This is a genomic window from Planobispora longispora (assembly GCF_016863135.1).
Classification (GTDB): Bacteria; Actinomycetota; Actinomycetes; order Streptosporangiales; family Streptosporangiaceae; genus Planobispora; species Planobispora longispora.
The window spans coordinates 194,146-211,879 of sequence record NZ_BOOH01000039.1; the positions used below are offsets into that span (position 1 = coordinate 194,146).

A 17,734-nucleotide genomic window follows, 5' to 3' on the forward strand; every position below is an offset into this window, starting at 1 on the left:
ACGATCGAGGACTCGGGAGCTCGTGCCTCGGCCTCTGCGGGGGCGGCCGAGGCGCCGCGTTCCTCAGGTTCGGCTAGATCCGGCTGAGCTTCTCCAGAATCGGAGCCGCCTGCCGGAGCACCGCCCGCTCCTCGGGTGTCAACTCCTTCAGCCGCTGCGTCAGCCACGCCTCCCTGCGGCGGCGCTCCTCCTTCAGCAGCGCCGATCCCTCGGCGGTCACGCTCACGGTCACCTGCCGCCGGTCGGTCGGGTGCGGTGTGCGCGACACCAGTCCCCGCTCTTCCAGCGCGGCGATCACGCGCGTCATCGAGGGCGGCTGCACCTTCTCGTGCTCGGCCAATTCGCCGGGGGTTATCCCGGAATGCTGTTCCACGGCGACGAGCGTCGCGACCTGGGTGGGGGTCAGCGAGTGGCCCGTGCCCTGCCTGCGCAGGCGTCTGGTCAGACGTGCCAGTGACACGCGCAGCGCCGACGCCAGACCGGCGTCGCTGCGCAGGTTCGCGACGGGGTCCTTCCTGGGTGAACTCATTTGCAAGACTCATTACTCTTGCTAACGATAGCCAACCGCGTCACATTCCCTCCACCGAGTTTTTATTCCCGCGAGCCGTACAGCGTGCCAGACACACTCCTGATCCCCAACCCGCGGACATCGGCTCCGGGAGTGAGATCGCCCTCACTCCCGGGCGGCGCCGGGCGCGACCGGTCTCAGGGCTGAGGGTAGAGGCCGATCAGCTTGCTGATGAGCCTGCCGAGCGTGGAGTCGCGCATCGGCTTGTGATGGATCTTGAAGCTCCACCCCTTCTCGGGGTCGCGCTCCAGCTTGAACTCGGTCCTGATCGCGATCATCACCAGCGCGCCGACCCCGATCAGCGCGGGGTCGAAGCGCTCGGCCCTTTCGGTCGCGGCGATCTCGGCGGCCCGGGCGACCGTGTCGGCGTCGCTCTCGGCCAGATAGAGCAGCGCGGCCCTGGCCACGTCCCCCGGCGTGGCCTTCTCGTCCGGCACGGCCTCCGCCCGGACGTCCCGCCTGCCCGCCGCCTCCGCGACCCTGGCCTCGTCGGCCCGGAGCTGCGCGGCGTCCAGCGGCGCCCCCTGCTGCTCCAGGACCAGCCAGAGAGCCGCGACGGCGTCCCCGTCCGACAGCGCCATGACCCGGTTCCCGACCATGCGTCCCTCCAGATCTCGGGTTCTACGAGGAGAACGGACGGAAGACGGCGAGCGTTTCACCCCGGCCCGCCCACACCCCGTCCCCACCGCCGTGCGTCTTTTGACGGCGCCGGTACGGCGGGACGTGGTGCGGGCGTTTCCGGCGCCGCCGTACGGCGGGCGGCCCGGTGACCGGCTACGGGTGGAACGATCGGATCAGTCCAGGGAGTGGGCAGCGGTCGTGACGGCTTCGACGATCTGGCCGTAGGTGTGCTGAAGGGCGGCGGGGTCGGTGAGGGCGGCCAGCAGGTCGGCCAGGCGGACTCCGGGGACCTCCTCCACGATTCGGCACATCGCCGCCGCGTCGGCGGGCGCCTGGGCGGGGTCGTTCAGCTCTTGGACATCGGTCACGGCCGCCCGCAACTCGATCTGGGCCCCGCGCGGCGTGCACTCGCAGATATCCGCACAGATCGGTGAATGCCTCGTACCGTCAGTCCGCCGCATCCAGCCGCACGTCATGCCCGGCGACCGTCACCCCGCCGACGTCCAGCTCCCGCCGCCACGCCTCGGGGCTCCGGTAGTCGCACACGCGCAGGACGACGCTCACGCCTATCACCTCAGAAAAAGCGGAGTTCCTCCGAGCCCAGGTCGGTCCACTACGCCGTGCCAGGAGAAATCAGTCCTCAGCAGAGCCGTACCGAATCGTCCTCCCACGCCATGGCGGCGGGTTCCCAGCGTCCCGCCCGCACCCGGCCGTCAAGCACCGGATCCACCAGTGTCTTCGCGATCCGGAGCGCCTCGTCCAGATCCTTCGGCACGTCCGCGTCGCGGGCGGCGCTCGCGTACCCGGCACGCCAGAGCTTCTCATCCGGAACGTCGAGCGCGACGACCTCGGGCAGCGCGCGGCGCAGCCGTTCGGAGGCGAATGCCGCACGGAGATCCCGTGCCTGGAGCGGACAGTTCCATGCGACCAGCACGATGTCCACCAGATCACGAAATCGGGTGCTGGGCCTGTCCTGCCTGCGCTCACTCATCGCCGCGACCTTGTCCGCGACGGTGTCCACCAGGGGATAGAGCAGGTAGTCAGGCTGGACGACCCCGGGGACCGCCATCGGCACGAGCGGTGCGGCCGTCTCCGGGATTCCGGTGATGACGACGCCGGTCACCAGGTCGACACCGAACCGTTCGAACATCCGCGGTCCCAGCCGTGCCTCCACCGCCACCCGGACGCCTTCCACCCCTTGGACCAGGCGACGGGGTTGATCGATCACGAAGGTGAAGAAGTCACCGAGATCGGTGGCGGCTTGGTTGCGCAGAACCTCCAGCCCGGCCTGCGGAGAGTCCGCGCGGGCGACCAGATCGACGTCTGCGGAGTGCCGGGCCGCGCTCAGCCGGGCGAGCATGGCGACACCGCCTTTGAGGATCCAGCCGTCCTCCGGCTCGGAGAACAGGCGGGCGAGCAGCCGGTCGTAGGCGAGCTGCTTGCGGAGCTGGCTCATGGTGTACGGCGATGCGGTGGCCATCGTCTTGAGCCGGTCGGTGATGGCGGCGCCGAACGCCTGCGCGCTCCGGTAAGGGAACGCCTCCCGTGTCTCCAGCACCCCGGGTCCTCCTGTTCAGCCGCTCAGAAACGTGAGGAACTCCCCTCCGGCGGCGAAGCCGTACGCCTCCGCGTGCTGACCCAGAACGGCGAGCAGTGCCGCCTCATCCACCAGTTGCCTGGTCAGCGCATCGGCCACCACGCCTGACAGATGCTCTCCATCGAGGCGGATCCGACACAGGTCGGTCACAGTCCGGATCGGAGTCGTGACCAGGAGTTCATCGGCCCATTCCATCTCATCCGGGGAGAGTCCCGCCCGGTGAATGAGCACATCCGTTCGACGGCTCCGTACCCGGCGCGAAGGGGGGACGGTGAACTCGTGAGTGAGTGGTTCGAGTAGCCCGAGCTGATGGACGAGGGTGGCACTTTGGTGGGAGACGACACCGTGGCCCGCATTCCGTTCGTCCACGGAAAGTGCGGGGGCGAGCTTAAGCCAGGCTGCGCGGAGTTCCTCCCAGCGGGGCCGCGGCGATCCGGCGATCCGGTAGACGCCGTAGTCGATCCGTTCCAGAGCGCCGGCCGTGACCAGACGGCTGAGATCACGGCGGGGCACACCCAGCTGCTCCGCCTGGGCGGTCGTCACCATCCCTCGCTGCGCTTCAGCAAGGGAAGAAAGGCGTCCAAGGCTGCTTCCCATAGCCATGGCACAACTGTCTCATTATTGAGACAGTTGTGCCATCCATGCTCTGTCTTCGTCGACGCCGCCTGACTCGCCGGGCGTTTCCGGCGCCGCCGTACGGCGGGCGGCCCGGCAGGATCCGCGCGCCGAGGGAGGTCAGTCCGGGGAGTCGGAGGCGGCGTCGGTGTCGGCATCGGCGTCGGTGATCCTTCGCAGGAGCCGGTCGTAGTTCCGCCGGAGGGCGTCGGGGGCGGTGAGGGTGGAGAGCACCTCGGACAGGCGGACGCCGGGGACCTCCTCGACGATCCGGCACATCGCCGCCGCGTCGGCGGGAATCCGGGAGGGATCAGCCAGCCTCCGGACGTCGTCCGCGGCCTCCCACAGCGCGCCGTCCATTCCTCCGCCGCCGGTCACCGCGCACAGCAGCGCCGCCGCCAGGTGGTGCGCCAGCCCCTCCTCCGCCTGCCCGGCATGCCAGGTCAGGTAGGTGCCCAGGTTGTGGTGGCTGACCGCCAGCCCGGCCACGTCCCGCGTGGCGTACTTGTAGCGCAGCGCGTCGCGCTCCAGGCCGATCGCCCGCCGCCCGTGCCCCCGCTTGTCCTCCGCGTCGGCCAGCGCCGCCAGCACCTTGCCCAGCATCATCATGTCCTGATGGCGCTCGAACACCTCCCGGCAGTCCACCAGCAGCCGCCAGGCCTCCTCGACCCGCTCCAGCCGCAGCAGCGCGGCGTAGTCGGCGAAGCGGGCGGTCGCCACCGCCGTCTCGGTCGCGCCCCGCCCCCGCACCAGGGCGAGCCGCTCGGCGTTGAACTCCAGCGCCCGCTCCCACTCCTTCAGCTGCACCGTCGCCGATCTACCGACGTCCAGCAGGAGCTCCTGCACCTTCCACCTCGTCACCCCCTCGTCGGCACCGGCATGCGACGGCAACGACGCCGCCCGCTCCAGTAACCGCGACACCTCGGCCAGCGCCCGCTCGTCCTGACCCATCACGAGCAGCACCTGTGCCCGCAGCGCCTCACCCGCCAGCAGGGTCCACGGCCCCAGCCCGGCCCGCCGTGACAGCTCGATCTTCCGCTCGGCCAGCTCGAGCGCCTCCGCGGACCGGCCCGTCCCCAGATACAACCCCATCAGCTCTCCCATCGCCGCCGACGCGGTCCAGTGGTCAGCCCTGGCGTCCGCCCGTTCGGCCAGCTCACGGAACTGCGCTTCGGCCGCCTCCGGAGCCACATCCATCAGCGCCCGGGCGAGCACCCCCAGCGCCGCCGGCTCGTCCGGGCCGCCGCGCACCGCCTCGGCGATCCGCCGCAGGGCCGGCACCACCATCCCCACCACCTCGCGTGAGCCGTCCCGTTTCAGCACCCCCTCCATCAGCCGGCCCGCCTGCCCCCACTCGCCCAGCCGCAGCAGGTACGGCACCGCCGCCAGCCCCGCCCGCACCACTCGTGTCCCGTTCTCCTGCCCCCCGCCCTTCGCCAGGGTGAACACCATCCACCAGTGCATCGCCAGCGCCGCGTCCACCGACGCCTGGAACGCCTTCCCGGCCATCTCCCGGCCCGCCGCAGCCACCCCCGGGTGCACTCCCAGCCGCCCTCCGGCATCCGGCGCCGCCACCAGCCCCCGCGCCACCAGCGCCCCGAGCGCGCCCGCCAGGTCCGGCGCCGTCCCCTGCCGGGCCTGCCCCGGCCATCTCTCCTCCAGCACCGACCAGAGCCGATCCCCCTCCTCCAGGCAGCACAGGAAGTGGAACACGTTCCGCTCCGCCTCCGACAGGCCCTCGGCCACCACCTGCGTCCACCGCTCCAGCACCCGCAGGTAGTCCTCCCCCCGCGCCTCCGGCGGCTCATCGGCGTCCGTGAAGAAGTCCTCCGGCAGCCCGTCCTCGGTCTCCCGCCAGGCCTCGCCCCCCGCCTCCAGCAGCCCCCGCAGCCGCCCCGTGTCCGCCGCCTGGCCGTCCGCCAGCTCCAGCAGCTTCGGATGCCCGTGCGCCAGCTTCACCGCCCGTACGGCCAGCTCGCGGGCCTCGGACGGCTCCACCCCGCGCGTCCGGCCGTCCATCAGCGCCCGCAGCCCCGGCAGCTCCCGGGCCAGCAGCAGCGCCTCGGCCGCCGGGAGCGCGTCGATCGCGACGTGCGCCACCCGGGCGTCCAGCGCGGCGGGCCGGACCCGGCCCGTCACGACCAGCCGCGAGAAGCCGTCGTGCCCGGTCAGCGCGTCGACCGCCAGCCCCCAGCGGGAGTCCCGCCACCCGCCGTCCGAGGTCAGCAGCGACTCGGCGTTGTCCAGCACCACCAGCACCCGCTGCCGCTCGAAGAACTCGGTCAGCAGCGGCATCATCGCCCGGAGCCGGCCGACGTCCTCGGCCAGGTGCGCCAGCTCCAGTCCGGGGATCTTCCACTCCAGGTCCGTGAGGAACGCGGTGAACGCGCCGGTGATGTCGGCGCCCTCGTCCGGGGCCTTGTGCCAGGCCACGATCCGGAACGACTCGGCGTGGGTGTAGGCCAGCTCCAGCGCGCACGCGGTCTTGCCCGCGCCCGGCATGCCGTACAGCAGCACCCCCGTGAACCCGCTCCGGGGCGCCAGGGCCGCGCTCGCGTCCGTCATCACCTTCGTCCGGCCGACGAACCGCTTCCGCTGCGGCTCCAGCCCGGCCAGCTTCAGCGACTCGGGCCGGAAGCGCACCGGCTCGCCTTCCGGGGCCGTCAGCTTCAGATCCAGCGCGCGGGCGCCGAACAGCGCCGGGGTGGTCACCGACAGGGCCGGGCAGTCCAGGGTGGGCGGGACGGCGACCGCCGAGCGCAGGGCCATGCCGAGCGCGCGCGGCAGCGGACGCCCCTTCGCGACGAGCAGGCCGTACAGCTCGGCGGCCAGGTCGATGGCGAAGGAGTCGACGACCGGGTAACGCATGGCCAGCACCGCGCAGTCGAGACGGTCGGCGAGGTCGGTGGCCAGGGTTCTCAGCGCCGGCTCCGGACTTCCGGATCTGCGAGCTCCGGGGCCGGCGGATTCAGAGCTCGTGGGCTCCGGACCCGCGGGTCCGAGGCCGGTGGACCCGGAGCTCGCGGATTCAGAACTCACGGATTCGAGACCCGTGGATCCGGGGCTCACGGAGGCGGGGCCCGCGGGTTCAGAGCCTGCGGGCTCGGACCATCCGGCGGGCGGGGCGACGCCCAGCGCGCGCAGCTGGTCGGCGGCCTTCAGCGCGGCCGAGGAGCAGGCCGAGAGCGTGACGAGTTTGAGCCGGTCGGCGGTCAGCTCCAGCAGCCCGGCGAAGTCGTCGGCCGAGACCGGGTCCGGCGAGCCGTCCGGGCGCTCCAGCAGGAGCTCTCCCGGGCTGCCGTGCCCGGAGACGTGGACGACGTCCCAGCCCTCGCCGTCCTCCAGGATCTCGGTCAGCCTCTCGCGGGTCACCCCGTACTGCAGCACCCGCATCTCCACGGCCCGGCCGCGCACCGCGCCGACCTCGGAGAAGAGCGTGGCCAGCGCGTGCCGCTCCCGCCGCAGGTCGAGCACGCCTCCGCCGGTCGGCAGGCTGAACAGGCCCAGCACGCGCAGCCGCTCCCCGACCGGCTCCTTGCCGCCGGAACCGCCCGGACCGCCGGAACCGCCGAGGACGCCGAAGCCCCCGGGACCACCGAAGCCCCCGAAGCCCCCGGGACCACCGAAGCCCCCGGAGCCGCCGGGACCGCCGGAACCGCCGGGACCGCCGGAACCGCCGGAACCGTCAGACGCGCCGTCCTCCCCGCAGATCACCAGCGGGACGTTGTGCAGCGCCAGCGGCGTGCCGTCGATCCGGGCCAGCTCCAGCGGCCGGAAGGCGAGCATTCTGGCCTCGGGCGGGAGGATCACCCGGACCGCCGAGGGACGGGCCCGCACGAGCGCCGGACCGACCGGGCCGAAGACCTCGGCGCCGATCCAGTCGCCGATCTCGGCCAGGAGTTCCGCCTCCGCCTCGATCCGCCGGTCGGGGGCGGCGTTCCAGCGCAGGTACCGGTTCAGGTCGGAGAAGGCTTTGAAGCGCCAGTCGCCCGCGGCGAGCCGTACCTTGTGATCGGCCAGGAACTTCCCCCGCTCCTCGTGGAGCGTCCAGCGCCACCGCTCCGGGCCGTGGAAGTCGTGAACCTCGAGACGCAGCGCTCCGGGCATGGCATCACCTCGGGGAGAAGGCTTCTTCGTGATGCTAAATCTCCGCCACCCGGCATAAGCCGGATATCAGTGATGCACGAGGAAACACCATGCCGAACGGCATCCTGACCCTTTGGCGCCCTTCAGCGCCCTTCGACACCCCTCAGCGCTTTTCAGCCCCACGGAGACCGTCTCACCACGGTGATCGAAGACCCGTCCCGTGGGCAGCACTCCCCAAGAGCGATCCATCGCATGGAAGGTGGTGGATATGGTGGAGAGAAATCAACCGAAGGGCGCCGTATGTCAGGAACGTGCGCACAGGGCGACCCGGCCCGCTCCACCGCCGACCGCTCACCCTCCCCTCCTGACCGTCCCGCCCCGGTTCTCCCCGCGGACGCTCCCGCCCCGGTTCCTCCTCCTGGCCGTCCCGTCCCGGACGAGCAGCAGCGGACCCGCTTCCTGCTGGAGGTCGGGGCACGCCTGTCCGCCTCGCTCAACCTGCACCGCTGCGCCCGCACCGCCGTCGAGCTCGTCGTGCCGTTCCTGGCCGACGCCGCGCTCATCGTGCTGCCGCCCGGCGCCGCCGGCCGCTCGGCCTGGCTGCGCGCCGCGGACGACCGGTCCCGGCCGCAGGAGGGCGTGATCACGGCGGCCGAGGCCTCCACGGTGCCCGGCCTGGCCGAGGCCCTGACCGGTTTCCCGCCGGCGCCCAGCCGGTGGCTGGACCCCGCCCAGGCGCCCGGGTGGCTGCTTCCCGAGGGGTACGGCCCCGCCGGCCACCTGCTGGTGACGCCGCTTCCCGGCAACGGGGTGGCCGCCGGGGCGCTGGTGCTGGCCCGCCGGATCGGCACGCCCTCCTTCGAGGAGGAGACCGAGGCGCTCGTGCGCGTCTTCGCCGCCCGGGTGGGCGCGGCGATCTCGGCGGCCCTGCTCTACCAGGAGCAGAGTTCCGTCAACCAGGTCCTGACCACCGGATTGCTGCCGCCGCCCCTCCCCGAGCTGGACGGGGTGGAGCTGGCCGGGTCGCTGCGCGCCTCCCAGAAGGCCACCCGGATCGGCGGGGACTTCTACGACGTCTACCTCCCCGGCCCCGCCCGCAACGGCCCCGCCGGCGACGACCCCGCCGACCAGGACGGCGCCGCGGCGCTCGTCGCCCTGGGGGACGTGTGCGGGAAGGGAGCCCAGGCCGCCGTGCTCGCCGGGCAGATCCGCCACTCCCTGCGGGCGCTCATGCTCGTCGAGCGGCGCCCCGAACGGCTCGCCGAGCTGCTCAACCGCTTCCTCCTCGGCTTCCCGCCGCCCCGCTCCTTCGCCACCATGGTGCTGGCGGAGCTCCGCCCCGCCGCCGGACGCCTGCGGGTCGGCCTGACCGCCGCCGGCCACCCGCCGCCGCTGATCCTGCGCCGGGACGGCACCGTGGAGGAGAGCACCGCCCGCGGAACCCTGCTCGGCGTGTTCAACGAGGTCACCGCGGCCTCCGTCGCCGTCGACCTGGCCCCCGGCGAGCTGTGCCTGCTCTACAGCGACGGCATCACCGAGGCCTTCGGCGGCCCCACCGGCGAGGAGATGTACGGCGAGCACCGGCTCCGGGCCGACCTGTCCACCTGCGTCGGCATGCCGGCCCGGGCGGTGGCGGAGCGGCTGGAGCAGCTCAGCACCGAGTGGCTGGCCGACCACGGCGGAATCCACGACGACCGGGCACTACTTGTCATCCAGGCGAGGACGCGGTGAACCCCATCTCCGAGACCGTGATCGACCACTACCTGAAGCTGGCCGGTCTGGCCGACGAGTACGGCGCCATCGACCTGGCTCTGGATCTCCTCGATCGCGGCGTCCCCGCCGAGGACGTCCTGCTGGACCTCGTCGCCCCCGCCCAGGCCCGCGTCGGCGAACTGTGGGCCGCCGACGAGTGGTCGGTGGCGCGCGAGCACGCGGCCACCGCCGTCAGCGACCGCGTCGTCGCCGCCGTCGCCGCGCACGCGCGGCCCCGGCCCACCCGGGAGCGGATCATCGTGGCCTGCGCGGACGGCGAGTACCACGCGCTGCCCGCCCGGCTGCTGACCGAGGTCCTGCGCCTGCGCGGCTGGCAGGTCGATTTCCTGGGGGCCAGCGTGCCGGACGCGCACCTGATCACCTACCTCCACCAGACCGATCCCGAGGCGGTCGCGATCAGCTGCACCCTGCCCACCCGCCTGCCCCGCGCCCACGCCACGCTCACCGCCTGCCGGTCCGTCGGCGTGCCGGTCCTGGCCGGCGGGCGCGGCTTCGGTCCCGGCGGCCACCGGGCCCGGCTGCTGGGCGCCGACGCGTGGGCGTCCAGCGCCCGCCTGGCCGCCGACCGCCTCGACCGGGGGCTGCCGCCGTTCCCGCCGCAGCCTGCGGCCCTGGAGCACCTGGCCGACGGGGAATACACCTACCTGGCCGGCCGGCGCGGCGACCTGGTGGCCCGGGTGACGCGGACGCTGAGCGCCGCCTATCCGCCGATGGCCTCCTACGACGCCCGGCAGATGGAGACCACCGCCGAGGACCTCGCCCACTACGCCGATTTCCTCGCCGCGGCGCTGTACGTCGACGACGGCGCGCTGTTCACCGACTTCGTCACCTGGACGGCCGGGGTGCTGCGGGCGCGCGGGGTGCCGGACGGTGCCGTGCCGGCGGCGCTGGACGTCTTCGCCGGGGAACTGCGCGACTTCCCCCGCGCCCGCCGCTTCCTTGCCGCGGCGGCCGCCGCCCTCACCGGCCCGTCGTAGCCGCGCGGGCGATCGGACCAGCCGTCGCCGCAGCCCGTACGGTGCGGAGAGAATCGACGCCATCACCCTGCCCCGGAGCGGGCCGGGCCACGACGGGTCTCTCTACGACGGGGCGCCGTTCCGCTCCGTCTCTTCACTGATCCAGGTCAGATACCCGGCGCTTCCGGCGACGATCGGCGTGGCGATGATCTCCGGGGTGTCGTATGAGTGATTCGCCTTGATGTGCGCCTCCAGGGCGGGGAAGGCATCGGCCGTCGTCTTGGCGAGAAGCTGCCACTCCTCCGCCTCCTCCAGCCGCCCCTCCCACCAGTACACCGAACGGATCGGGCCGACGATCTGCACACAGGCGGCGAGTCGCGCCCCGGTGATGCTCCGCGCCAGCTCCGTCCCTTCCCGATGGCTCTCCACCGTCGTCAGGACCTGCAGATACGTCGCCATGGCTCGATCCCCCACACCATCGAAAAGATCACCGGGACGGCGTCCACCTTAACCGGGCAGCATGAGAACACGGTCATGCCCGGCATCCGGACCGACCCACCCGTCACGGACGGCGACGCAGGCGCCATCACCGCCCGTGCGGCACAGAGAAAGTGAAGCTCGATTCCGCCACAAACAATCCTCCTGTTTTGTATGTTTGGAGACATACAAAACAGGAGGTATTCATGACCACTCCTACGCGTCTCCTCGCCCGCGACGTGGAATGGTCCACTCTCACGAAGTTCGTAGCGCACCCCGATCCGCACCTGCGGCTGGGAGTCCTGTCAGGACGGCGACGCGTCGGCAAGAGCTACCTCCTGCGCGCGCTGGCCGATGCGATGGACGGACTGTACGTCTCCGCTGTGGCCGAGGAGGGTCCGGTAACCGCACGGCAGCGGTTCGCCGGTGACATCGCGCGGTACGCAGGCGTCAACGCCGCCCTCTTCCGTGCCGACGCCGACTGGGAGTCCCTGCTCGACGCGGCGATCGGCCTGACCGTCCAGCGCCGCGGCGTCTCCGGACTGCTGATCATTGATGAACTGCCGTACTGGATGGCTCATTCTCCGGAACTCCCGGGCCTGCTCCAACTGCTCTACGACCGCTCCCAGACAGATCACGGTCACACCGGCGGGCGAATCATCCTCTGCGGATCAGCGATGTCCGTGATGAACAACCTCCTGTCGGGCACGAAGGCGCTGCGCGGCCGGGCCGTCGTGGACATGCGTCTACGGCCGTTCAACCTGAGCACCACAGCGCAGCACTGGGAGATCGACGATCCCGCGACCGCCCTGCGGCTGCACGCCACGCTCGGCGGATCTCCCGGGTACCGCAACCTGACGTCACATCCCGCACCGCAGAACCTCCAGGAGTTCGATACCTGGATCTCTTCCACGGTCCTCAATCCCGGCCAGGCCCTCTTCTCCCGCAGCGAGGCGGAGTATCTCCTCCGGGAGGATCCGCAGTTCACCGGGAGCTCACTCCACTACGCGATCATCAACGCGGTCGCGGCTGGAGCCACCAGCCCGACGAAGATAGGTGGCTTGCTGGAGCGGGATCGCACGTCCCTGAGCCGCCCCATCGAGATGTTGACGAGCTCCGGCTATCTGGAACAAGCAGCCGACCCGCTCTGGAAGCGGCGCCCGGTGATCACCGTCGCAGACCCCGTCATCCGTTTCCATAACCTGATCACCGTTCCGAACCGGGATCTCATCGAGACGGGCGCTTCCCCGCAGGCCTGGCGCGAATCTCAGCCCACATTCGTCTCCCGCATCCTCGGGCCTCATTTCGAGGAGTGCTCGCGCGAGTGGCTCCGACGCCACGCCACTTCCTCCATCCTCGGAGAAACGAGGACGATCGCTTCAACGGTGATCAACGACCGCGGCGGGCGGGCCAAGCACGAGATCGACGTCATCGCCCTGACTCCGGGGTCCGATCGCGCCACAGTGGGTCTCATCGGGGAGGCGAAGGCCACTCTCGTACGGCGTGGCCCCGCAGATCTGGAAAGGCTCGAACGGCTCAAGACCGCCCTTCACGACCAGGGGCACGACGTCACCGGCGCCCGCCTCGGACTCTTCTCCATGGAAGGGTTCCATCCCGATCTCGTGACGGTCGCCCGCCGCCGGGGAGACGTGCTCCTGGTAGACCTGCCCTCCCTCTTCGATCAGGCGGAACCGCCCGTTCTCCCCGGCTGACCCGGAGACGCGATGGAAGAGCCGTCGTGGTGGCCACTCGTGCCGGTCACCACGACGGCTTCCGCTGACACCGATCAGGCGAGGCCGAGCAGGGTCTTGATGGGGCCGAGGGCGAAGTAGAGCACGAACAGGGCCGCGACCACCCACATCAGCGGGTGGACCTCGCGGGCCTTGCCCTTGACCAGTTTGATCAGGACGAAGGTGATGAACCCGGCGCCGATGCCGTTGGCGATCGAGTAGCTGAAGGGCATCAGAACGATCGTGAGGAACGCCGGGATGGCGATCTCGTAGTCGGTGAAGTCGATGTCACGGACCGAGGTCATCATCAGGAAGCCCACCACGACCAGCGCCGGGGCCGCCGCCTCGTGGGGCACGACGCCGACCAGCGGTGAGACGAAGATCGCCAGCAGGAACAGCACGCCGGTGACCACGCTGGCCAGGCCGGTGCGCGCGCCCTCGCCGACGCCGGCGGCCGACTCGATGTACGTCGTGTTGGAGGAGACCGAACCGGCGCCGCCGGCCGCCGCGCCGATCGAGTCGACGAGCAGGATCTCACGCGTACGGGGAAGCGTGCCGTCCTCCTTGACCAGCCCGGCCTGCCCGCCGACGCCGACGATCGTGCCCATCGTGTCGAAGAAGTCGGTGATCAGCAGGGTGAAGACGAGCAGCAGGGCGACGACGACGGAGACGGAGCTGAACGCGCCGATCGGGTCGAACTCCCGGAACAGCACCAGCGGGTTGGTGAACCCGAAGATCTCTTCGGGCCACGTGGGCACGACGAGCCGCCAGCCGGCCGCGTTGGGCGCGTCGGGCGTCCCGGAGCCGCCGACCTTGGCGACGGCCTCGACGACGATGGCGAGGATCGTGGTGGCGACGATGCCGATCAGGATGGCGCCCTTCACCCTGCGGGCCACCAGCAGGGAGATGAGCAGCAGGCCGGCGACGAACACGAAGATCGGCCAGCTGGTCAGGTTGCCGCCGATGCCGAGTTCGAGCGGAACGGCGGGGGCCTTGCGGACGAAACCGGCGTCCACGAAGCCGATCAGCGCGATGAACAGGCCGATGCCGACGCTGATCGCGGTCTTGAGCGGGGCCGGGATGGCGTTGAACACCGCCGTGCGGAATCCGGTCAGCACCAGCAGGGCGATGATGACGCCCTCCAGGAAGACCAGGCCCATGGCCGACTCCCACGACATCTGGGTGGCGATGCCGAAGGTGACGAAGGCGTTGAGGCCCAGACCCGCCGCCATGGCGAACGGGACCTTCCCGATGACGCCCATCAGGATGCTGAGCACGCCGGCCACGAAGGCGGTCCCGGCGGCGACCAGGGGCACGTTCGGGGCGGACCCGTCCCCGATGAACTGACCCTGGGCGTCCGGGGCGGTGGCGATGATCAGAGGGTTGAGCACCACGATGTAGGCCATCGTGAAGAAGGTCGCGAAGCCGCCGCGGACCTCCTGGCCCACGCTGGAACCACGCTCGGAGATATGGAAGAAACGGTCAAGGAAGGTTATTTTGGGCTTTTGGGATATCTGGGGTGCTTTAGCGTCACTCACGCACGCAGGGTGGCAGGGTGACTCCTGTGCCGGAAGACCCGCATCACGAATGGTGATTGGATCGCAACCGATCCGCGCCCTCACGCCGTCCGTTTTGCGAGTAGTGAGCTTCCGTCGCCTACCCTGGGTCGTGTGAACCAGCCTCACCGTCAGGATCTCCAGCCGCTGAAGACCAACGACACGGCGACGATCCTCGCGGGCATGGCCCTGTGGGCGGTCGCCCTGGTCGTGCTCCTCATCCTCCAGCCGGGCCCGGAGGACCGCTGGTGGATCTGGACGTGCCTGTCGGGCATCGGTCTCGGGGTGTTCGGTCTCTGGTACGTCAGGCGACGCGACCGCCGCGGCCCGCTCCCGCCCTCCCAGGAGCCGATCGAGCCCGCGACGGCGGTCTCGTCCCCGACCGCTCAGGAACCGGTCGGGCCGGGGGCGGCGATGCCGTCCGCGCCTCCGGCCCCGTCCGCCCCGGACACCGCCGGGTCGGCCTCCGACGCCGCCGGTTCCGCACCCTAGATCCGGGGTTCCGCCTCTTCCCAGGAGGCCGCGTTCCCAGGAGGCCGCGTTCCCAGGAGGTCGCGTTCCTAGGAGGTCGCGGCGGTCCAGCTGTCGAGGTCGGCCTCGGCGAGCAGCAGCGGCACCGCGGCCGGGTCGCGCAGGAGCGCGGCGACCGCGAGCCGGTCGCCCCACTGGCCCGCCGCCCACGCGAGTCCCCTCGCCAGGCCCTCCACTCCCGAGGCGTGCACCGTGCCCTCGGCGAAGCGCCAGGTGACCGGGACCCCGTCCACCAGGAGCTTCTCGTGCTCCATGTAGGTCGCGGGCGCGGTCGGCAGCAGCGACCGTACGGCGGGCGGGACCTCGCGCACCTCGCCCGGGGACGTCACCTCCCCGGCCGCCGCCTCCCCGGCCAGCGGCAGGTCGAGCAGCTCCGACAGCGCCTCGGCGAGATCGAACGGGGCCAGGATCAGCGGCCGGTCCGCGACCAGCGGCAGCAGGTCGGGCGCCTCGACCACGACCGGCTCGCCCGCCCCGGCGCCGGAGCCGGTGGAGTCGCCGGAACCGCTCCCGGAGCCGCCGGAGAGCGGACGCCCGTCCTCGGCGTCGGCGACGACGATCTCACCGTCGAGGACGGCGCGGACCGCCCGCGGGGGCGCGACGCGGGCCGGATCGACGGCGGCCAGGGCCACCCAGAGGGCCCGGAGCTGAGCCCGGTCCACCTCGACCGAGGGATCGGCCAGCAGGTCGAGGAGCTCGTCGGGACCGCCGTGCGAGGCGAGCAGGTCGGGGAGCGCGGTCCGGACACCGATCATCGCCAGGGCGGCCTCGTCGGCGGCGGCCGGGGCGTCGCCGTACAGGCCGAACAGCAGCGGGTCGCCGGTCGGCAGCCGCAGCTCCGTGGGGAGCTTCCCGCCGAGGACCGGGTGGGCGGACAACCACCAGGCGGTGTAGGACGGGACCTCCACGACCTCCCCCGCGGCCAGGACGCGCAGCGGGTGCAGGACCGAGCGGAGCGGCGGGCGGGAGAGCAGGGCCAGGGCCGAGGGCCAGTCGGCGATGTACTCCAGGTCGCGGACGGCGGAGAACTCCCTGGCCACCGGGGGGACGTCCAGCTCGGGCAGCAGGTCGAGCACGTGCTCCACCCACTCGTCCTCGCGGTCCAGGTCGTGGTCGCACTCGTCCGGGTCGAGCATGACGTCGGTGTCGTTGACCACGGCGAAGCCGTCGAGCACCCCGGCCGCAGCCAGCACCCGCGAGCCGTACCGCTCCACCAGGTCGGGCGCGGCCGTGCCGAAGTGGGTGCCGGGGTCCAGCAGCCCCGCCAGCGAACCCTCGGCCAGCAGCAGTTCCCCCGCCGGGTAGAGCTCGCCGTCGGTGCCTCGCAGCGCCAGGCCGGCCAGCCACGGGGCCTCGCCCGCGGTCAGCCCCGCGGCGTCGACCAGGGCCAGTACGGCCTGGGCCACCGGCTCGGGATCGGCGCTCTCCAGCGACTCGGAGACGGCCGCCCTGGTGAGCGGGTCCTCCAGCACGGTCCGGGGGGTCGCCTCGGCGGAGCCGAGACGCAGCAGCAGCGGGTGGGCGGCGTCGGGGTGGACCACGCGGAGCCCGAGCGGGCCGAGCACCGCCAGGTCGAGGGAGCCGCGCTCGGTCAGCATGAGCGTGCCGCGCGGCCCCCGGACCAGGCGGCCGTCGGCCAGCGGGACGGGCAGCGCGCCGAGCGCCTCGGGGTCGTCGCCGGGCAGCACCTCGTACAGCGAGCGCCACCAGGCCGGGTCCCGGTTCTCGCCCGCGCCGCCGGAGAGGTCGCCGGCGAGCATGTCCACGACGTCGGACAGCTCCACCCGCTTCACCCCGAGCGTGGTGATCGCGGGGTGCCGGGCCGGCCATCCGGCGGGCAGCAGGCCGGGGACCACGGGGGCGACCTTCTCCAGCAGCTCGCCCGGGGCGGCCACCACCGACGCCTGCCGTCCGGTCACGACCAGGGCGCCGGACCCGTCGCCGGCGGGCGCGGCGCCGGTGGATCCGGCGGCCCGCGCGGCATCGGCGGGTTCGGCGTCGGCGGGCGGGGAGAGCGCGGGCAGGAGCGGGGTGTCGGGGAGCCTGCGCAGGATCGCCCGGCGGATCCGGGCGTCGAGCTCGCCCCGGCCCATCAGGCCGGGCACGAGGTCGAGCAGCTTCGGCGTGCGGGGCAGGCCGGTGAGCAGTTCCAGGTAGGTCTCGGCGGCACGCTCGACCAGGAAGTCGGTGAGCGGGCCCATCGCCACGTGCCGCCGGTCGGTGGCCAGCGGGAAGGACGCGATCAGCAGGGCGGGCAGGTCGAGCGGCTCGTCACTGGGGGTCGGCGCGTGCACGACGGGCGGCACGTTCTCCGGCAGCGGCCCCGGCTCGCCGCCCCACGTCCCGTCCTCGGAAGCGGGCCGGGGGGAGAGGGGGACGGCCCAGCGGATCAGCCAGTGGGGGCGGGTGCGTTCTTCGGTCGGGCGGTCGGCGAAGAGTTCGGCCACCTGCTCCGGGGTGAAGTGGCCGGAGGCCGAGACGACCCGCCAGCCGCCGGGGGTGATGGTCCTGGTCTCGCCGTCCACGTCGATCTCGATCGACTCCAGGGCGGGCATGCCGATCAGCAGCGCGGGACCGGCCTCCCGGAGCATCGCCCGGACGGCCTCCGCCCCGCTCTCATCGCGGAGCGGGAGCCGTACGAGCGTGTCGAAGCCCTGCGGGATCTCCACCGGCCCGCCCGGGAACGGCAGGCGCAGCAGGGGCACGTGCCCGCCGCGCTCGGCGAGCTCCCCGGCCAGCGCGGGCTCGGCGGCCACCAGCGCGGCGGTCTGCTCGCGGGACCAGCGGACCACCCCGGAGCCGAGCGAGCCGATCACCGGCTCGTCGCAGACCGACACCACGGCCGCGAAGCCCACGCCGAACCGGCCCGTCGCCGCGGCCTCGCCCCGCTTCGCGGAGACCCGCAGGGTGGACAGGCTCTCGACGCCGGCGGTGTCGATCGGCGCGCCGGTGTTGGCGGCCGACAGCACCCCCTCGCGCAGCGAGAGGCGCAGGCGGCCGGGGACTCCCACCCGCAGGGCGGCGTCGGCGGCGTTCTGGGCCAGCTCGACGATCAGCCGGTCGCGGTAGCCGCCGAGCGCGAAGTCCTCCTCCGCGTTGGCGTCCTCGCGGAAACGCGCGGGCGAGGCGGTCCAGGCCGCGAGCACGGCGGAGCGCAGTCGGTCGGTGCCGAAGGTGTCAGTCACAGCGATGAATCCAAGGATCGGGGCCCGGAGGTCACCTCA

13 protein-coding genes are annotated in these 17,734 nt (G+C 72.2%); 4 read left to right on the forward strand and 9 right to left on the reverse strand.

The genetic code is table 11. The annotated features are described in order from the left end of the window. Nucleotides 1–73: 73 nt before the first annotated feature. The 6 genes from Plo01_RS24305 to Plo01_RS41070 form a co-directional block, all read right to left on the reverse strand. Nucleotides 74–529 carry a MarR family winged helix-turn-helix transcriptional regulator gene (locus tag Plo01_RS24305; RefSeq protein ID WP_068927688.1) on the reverse strand — a complete coding sequence of 152 codons (456 nt, stop codon included), beginning with the start codon at nucleotides 527–529 and terminating at the stop codon, nucleotides 74–76. Nucleotides 530–705: 176 nt separating this feature from the next. Further along, nucleotides 706–1,167, reverse strand: coding sequence for a hypothetical protein (locus Plo01_RS24310; protein ID WP_203892979.1), 462 nt, complete (start codon nucleotides 1,165–1,167; stop codon nucleotides 706–708). 195 nt (nucleotides 1,168–1,362) lie between these two features. Continuing rightward, complete coding sequence (locus tag Plo01_RS24315) at nucleotides 1,363–1,557, reverse strand: hypothetical protein (protein WP_203892980.1); 195 nt, start codon at nucleotides 1,555–1,557, stop codon at nucleotides 1,363–1,365. Nucleotides 1,558–1,829: 272 nt separating this feature from the next. Next, nucleotides 1,830–2,747: a nucleotidyl transferase AbiEii/AbiGii toxin family protein gene (locus Plo01_RS24320; RefSeq protein ID WP_203892981.1), complete on the reverse strand. Its 918-nt coding sequence runs from the start codon at nucleotides 2,745–2,747 to the stop codon at nucleotides 1,830–1,832. Between the two features lie 15 nt (nucleotides 2,748–2,762). After that, nucleotides 2,763–3,389: a type IV toxin-antitoxin system AbiEi family antitoxin domain-containing protein gene (locus Plo01_RS24325; RefSeq protein WP_203892982.1), complete on the reverse strand. Its 627-nt coding sequence runs from the start codon at nucleotides 3,387–3,389 to the stop codon at nucleotides 2,763–2,765. Between the two features lie 132 nt (nucleotides 3,390–3,521). Further along, nucleotides 3,522–7,508 carry a CHAT domain-containing protein gene (locus Plo01_RS41070; protein WP_203892983.1) on the reverse strand — a complete coding sequence of 1,329 codons (3,987 nt, stop codon included), beginning with the start codon at nucleotides 7,506–7,508 and terminating at the stop codon, nucleotides 3,522–3,524. A 279-nt stretch (nucleotides 7,509–7,787) separates the two neighbouring features. On the opposite strand from Plo01_RS41070, the gene Plo01_RS24335 reads away from it, so the two are divergent. Continuing rightward, the gene (locus tag Plo01_RS24335) at nucleotides 7,788–9,218 is read left to right on the forward strand and encodes a PP2C family protein-serine/threonine phosphatase (RefSeq protein ID WP_203892984.1); all 1,431 of its coding nucleotides are present in this window, start codon (nucleotides 7,788–7,790) and stop codon (nucleotides 9,216–9,218) included. Next, nucleotides 9,215–10,237 carry a cobalamin B12-binding domain-containing protein gene (locus Plo01_RS24340; protein WP_203892985.1) on the forward strand — a complete coding sequence of 341 codons (1,023 nt, stop codon included), beginning with the start codon at nucleotides 9,215–9,217 and terminating at the stop codon, nucleotides 10,235–10,237. Before Plo01_RS24335 ends, Plo01_RS24340 begins: the two co-directional genes overlap by 4 nt. A gap of 102 nt (nucleotides 10,238–10,339) precedes the next feature. Here the strand turns inward: Plo01_RS24340 and cutA are convergent, their stop codons facing one another. Beyond that, nucleotides 10,340–10,675: a divalent-cation tolerance protein CutA gene (gene cutA / locus Plo01_RS24345; RefSeq protein ID WP_203892986.1), complete on the reverse strand. Its 336-nt coding sequence runs from the start codon at nucleotides 10,673–10,675 to the stop codon at nucleotides 10,340–10,342. Nucleotides 10,676–10,827: 152 nt separating this feature from the next. Between cutA and Plo01_RS24350 the strand changes: the two genes are divergently transcribed. Beyond that, the gene (locus Plo01_RS24350) at nucleotides 10,828–12,405 is read left to right on the forward strand and encodes an ATP-binding protein (protein ID WP_239316936.1); all 1,578 of its coding nucleotides are present in this window, start codon (nucleotides 10,828–10,830) and stop codon (nucleotides 12,403–12,405) included. A 74-nt stretch (nucleotides 12,406–12,479) separates the two neighbouring features. On the opposite strand, the gene Plo01_RS24355 is transcribed toward Plo01_RS24350, so the two are convergent. After that, a complete protein-coding gene (locus Plo01_RS24355; protein ID WP_275415418.1) occupies nucleotides 12,480–13,871 on the reverse strand; it encodes an NCS2 family permease in 1,392 nt (463 codons plus the stop codon). Between the two features lie 222 nt (nucleotides 13,872–14,093). Between Plo01_RS24355 and Plo01_RS24360 the strand changes: the two genes are divergently transcribed. Then, on the forward strand, nucleotides 14,094–14,471 hold the full coding sequence (locus tag Plo01_RS24360) for a DUF2530 domain-containing protein (protein WP_239316940.1): 378 nt from the start codon (nucleotides 14,094–14,096) through the stop codon (nucleotides 14,469–14,471). A 68-nt stretch (nucleotides 14,472–14,539) separates the two neighbouring features. Here Plo01_RS24360 and Plo01_RS24365 read toward each other — a convergent pair whose 3' ends face one another. Beyond that, the gene (locus Plo01_RS24365; protein WP_203892987.1) at nucleotides 14,540–17,695 is read right to left on the reverse strand and encodes a sacsin N-terminal ATP-binding-like domain-containing protein; all 3,156 of its coding nucleotides are present in this window, start codon (nucleotides 17,693–17,695) and stop codon (nucleotides 14,540–14,542) included. Between the last annotated feature and the right edge of the window lie 39 nt (nucleotides 17,696–17,734).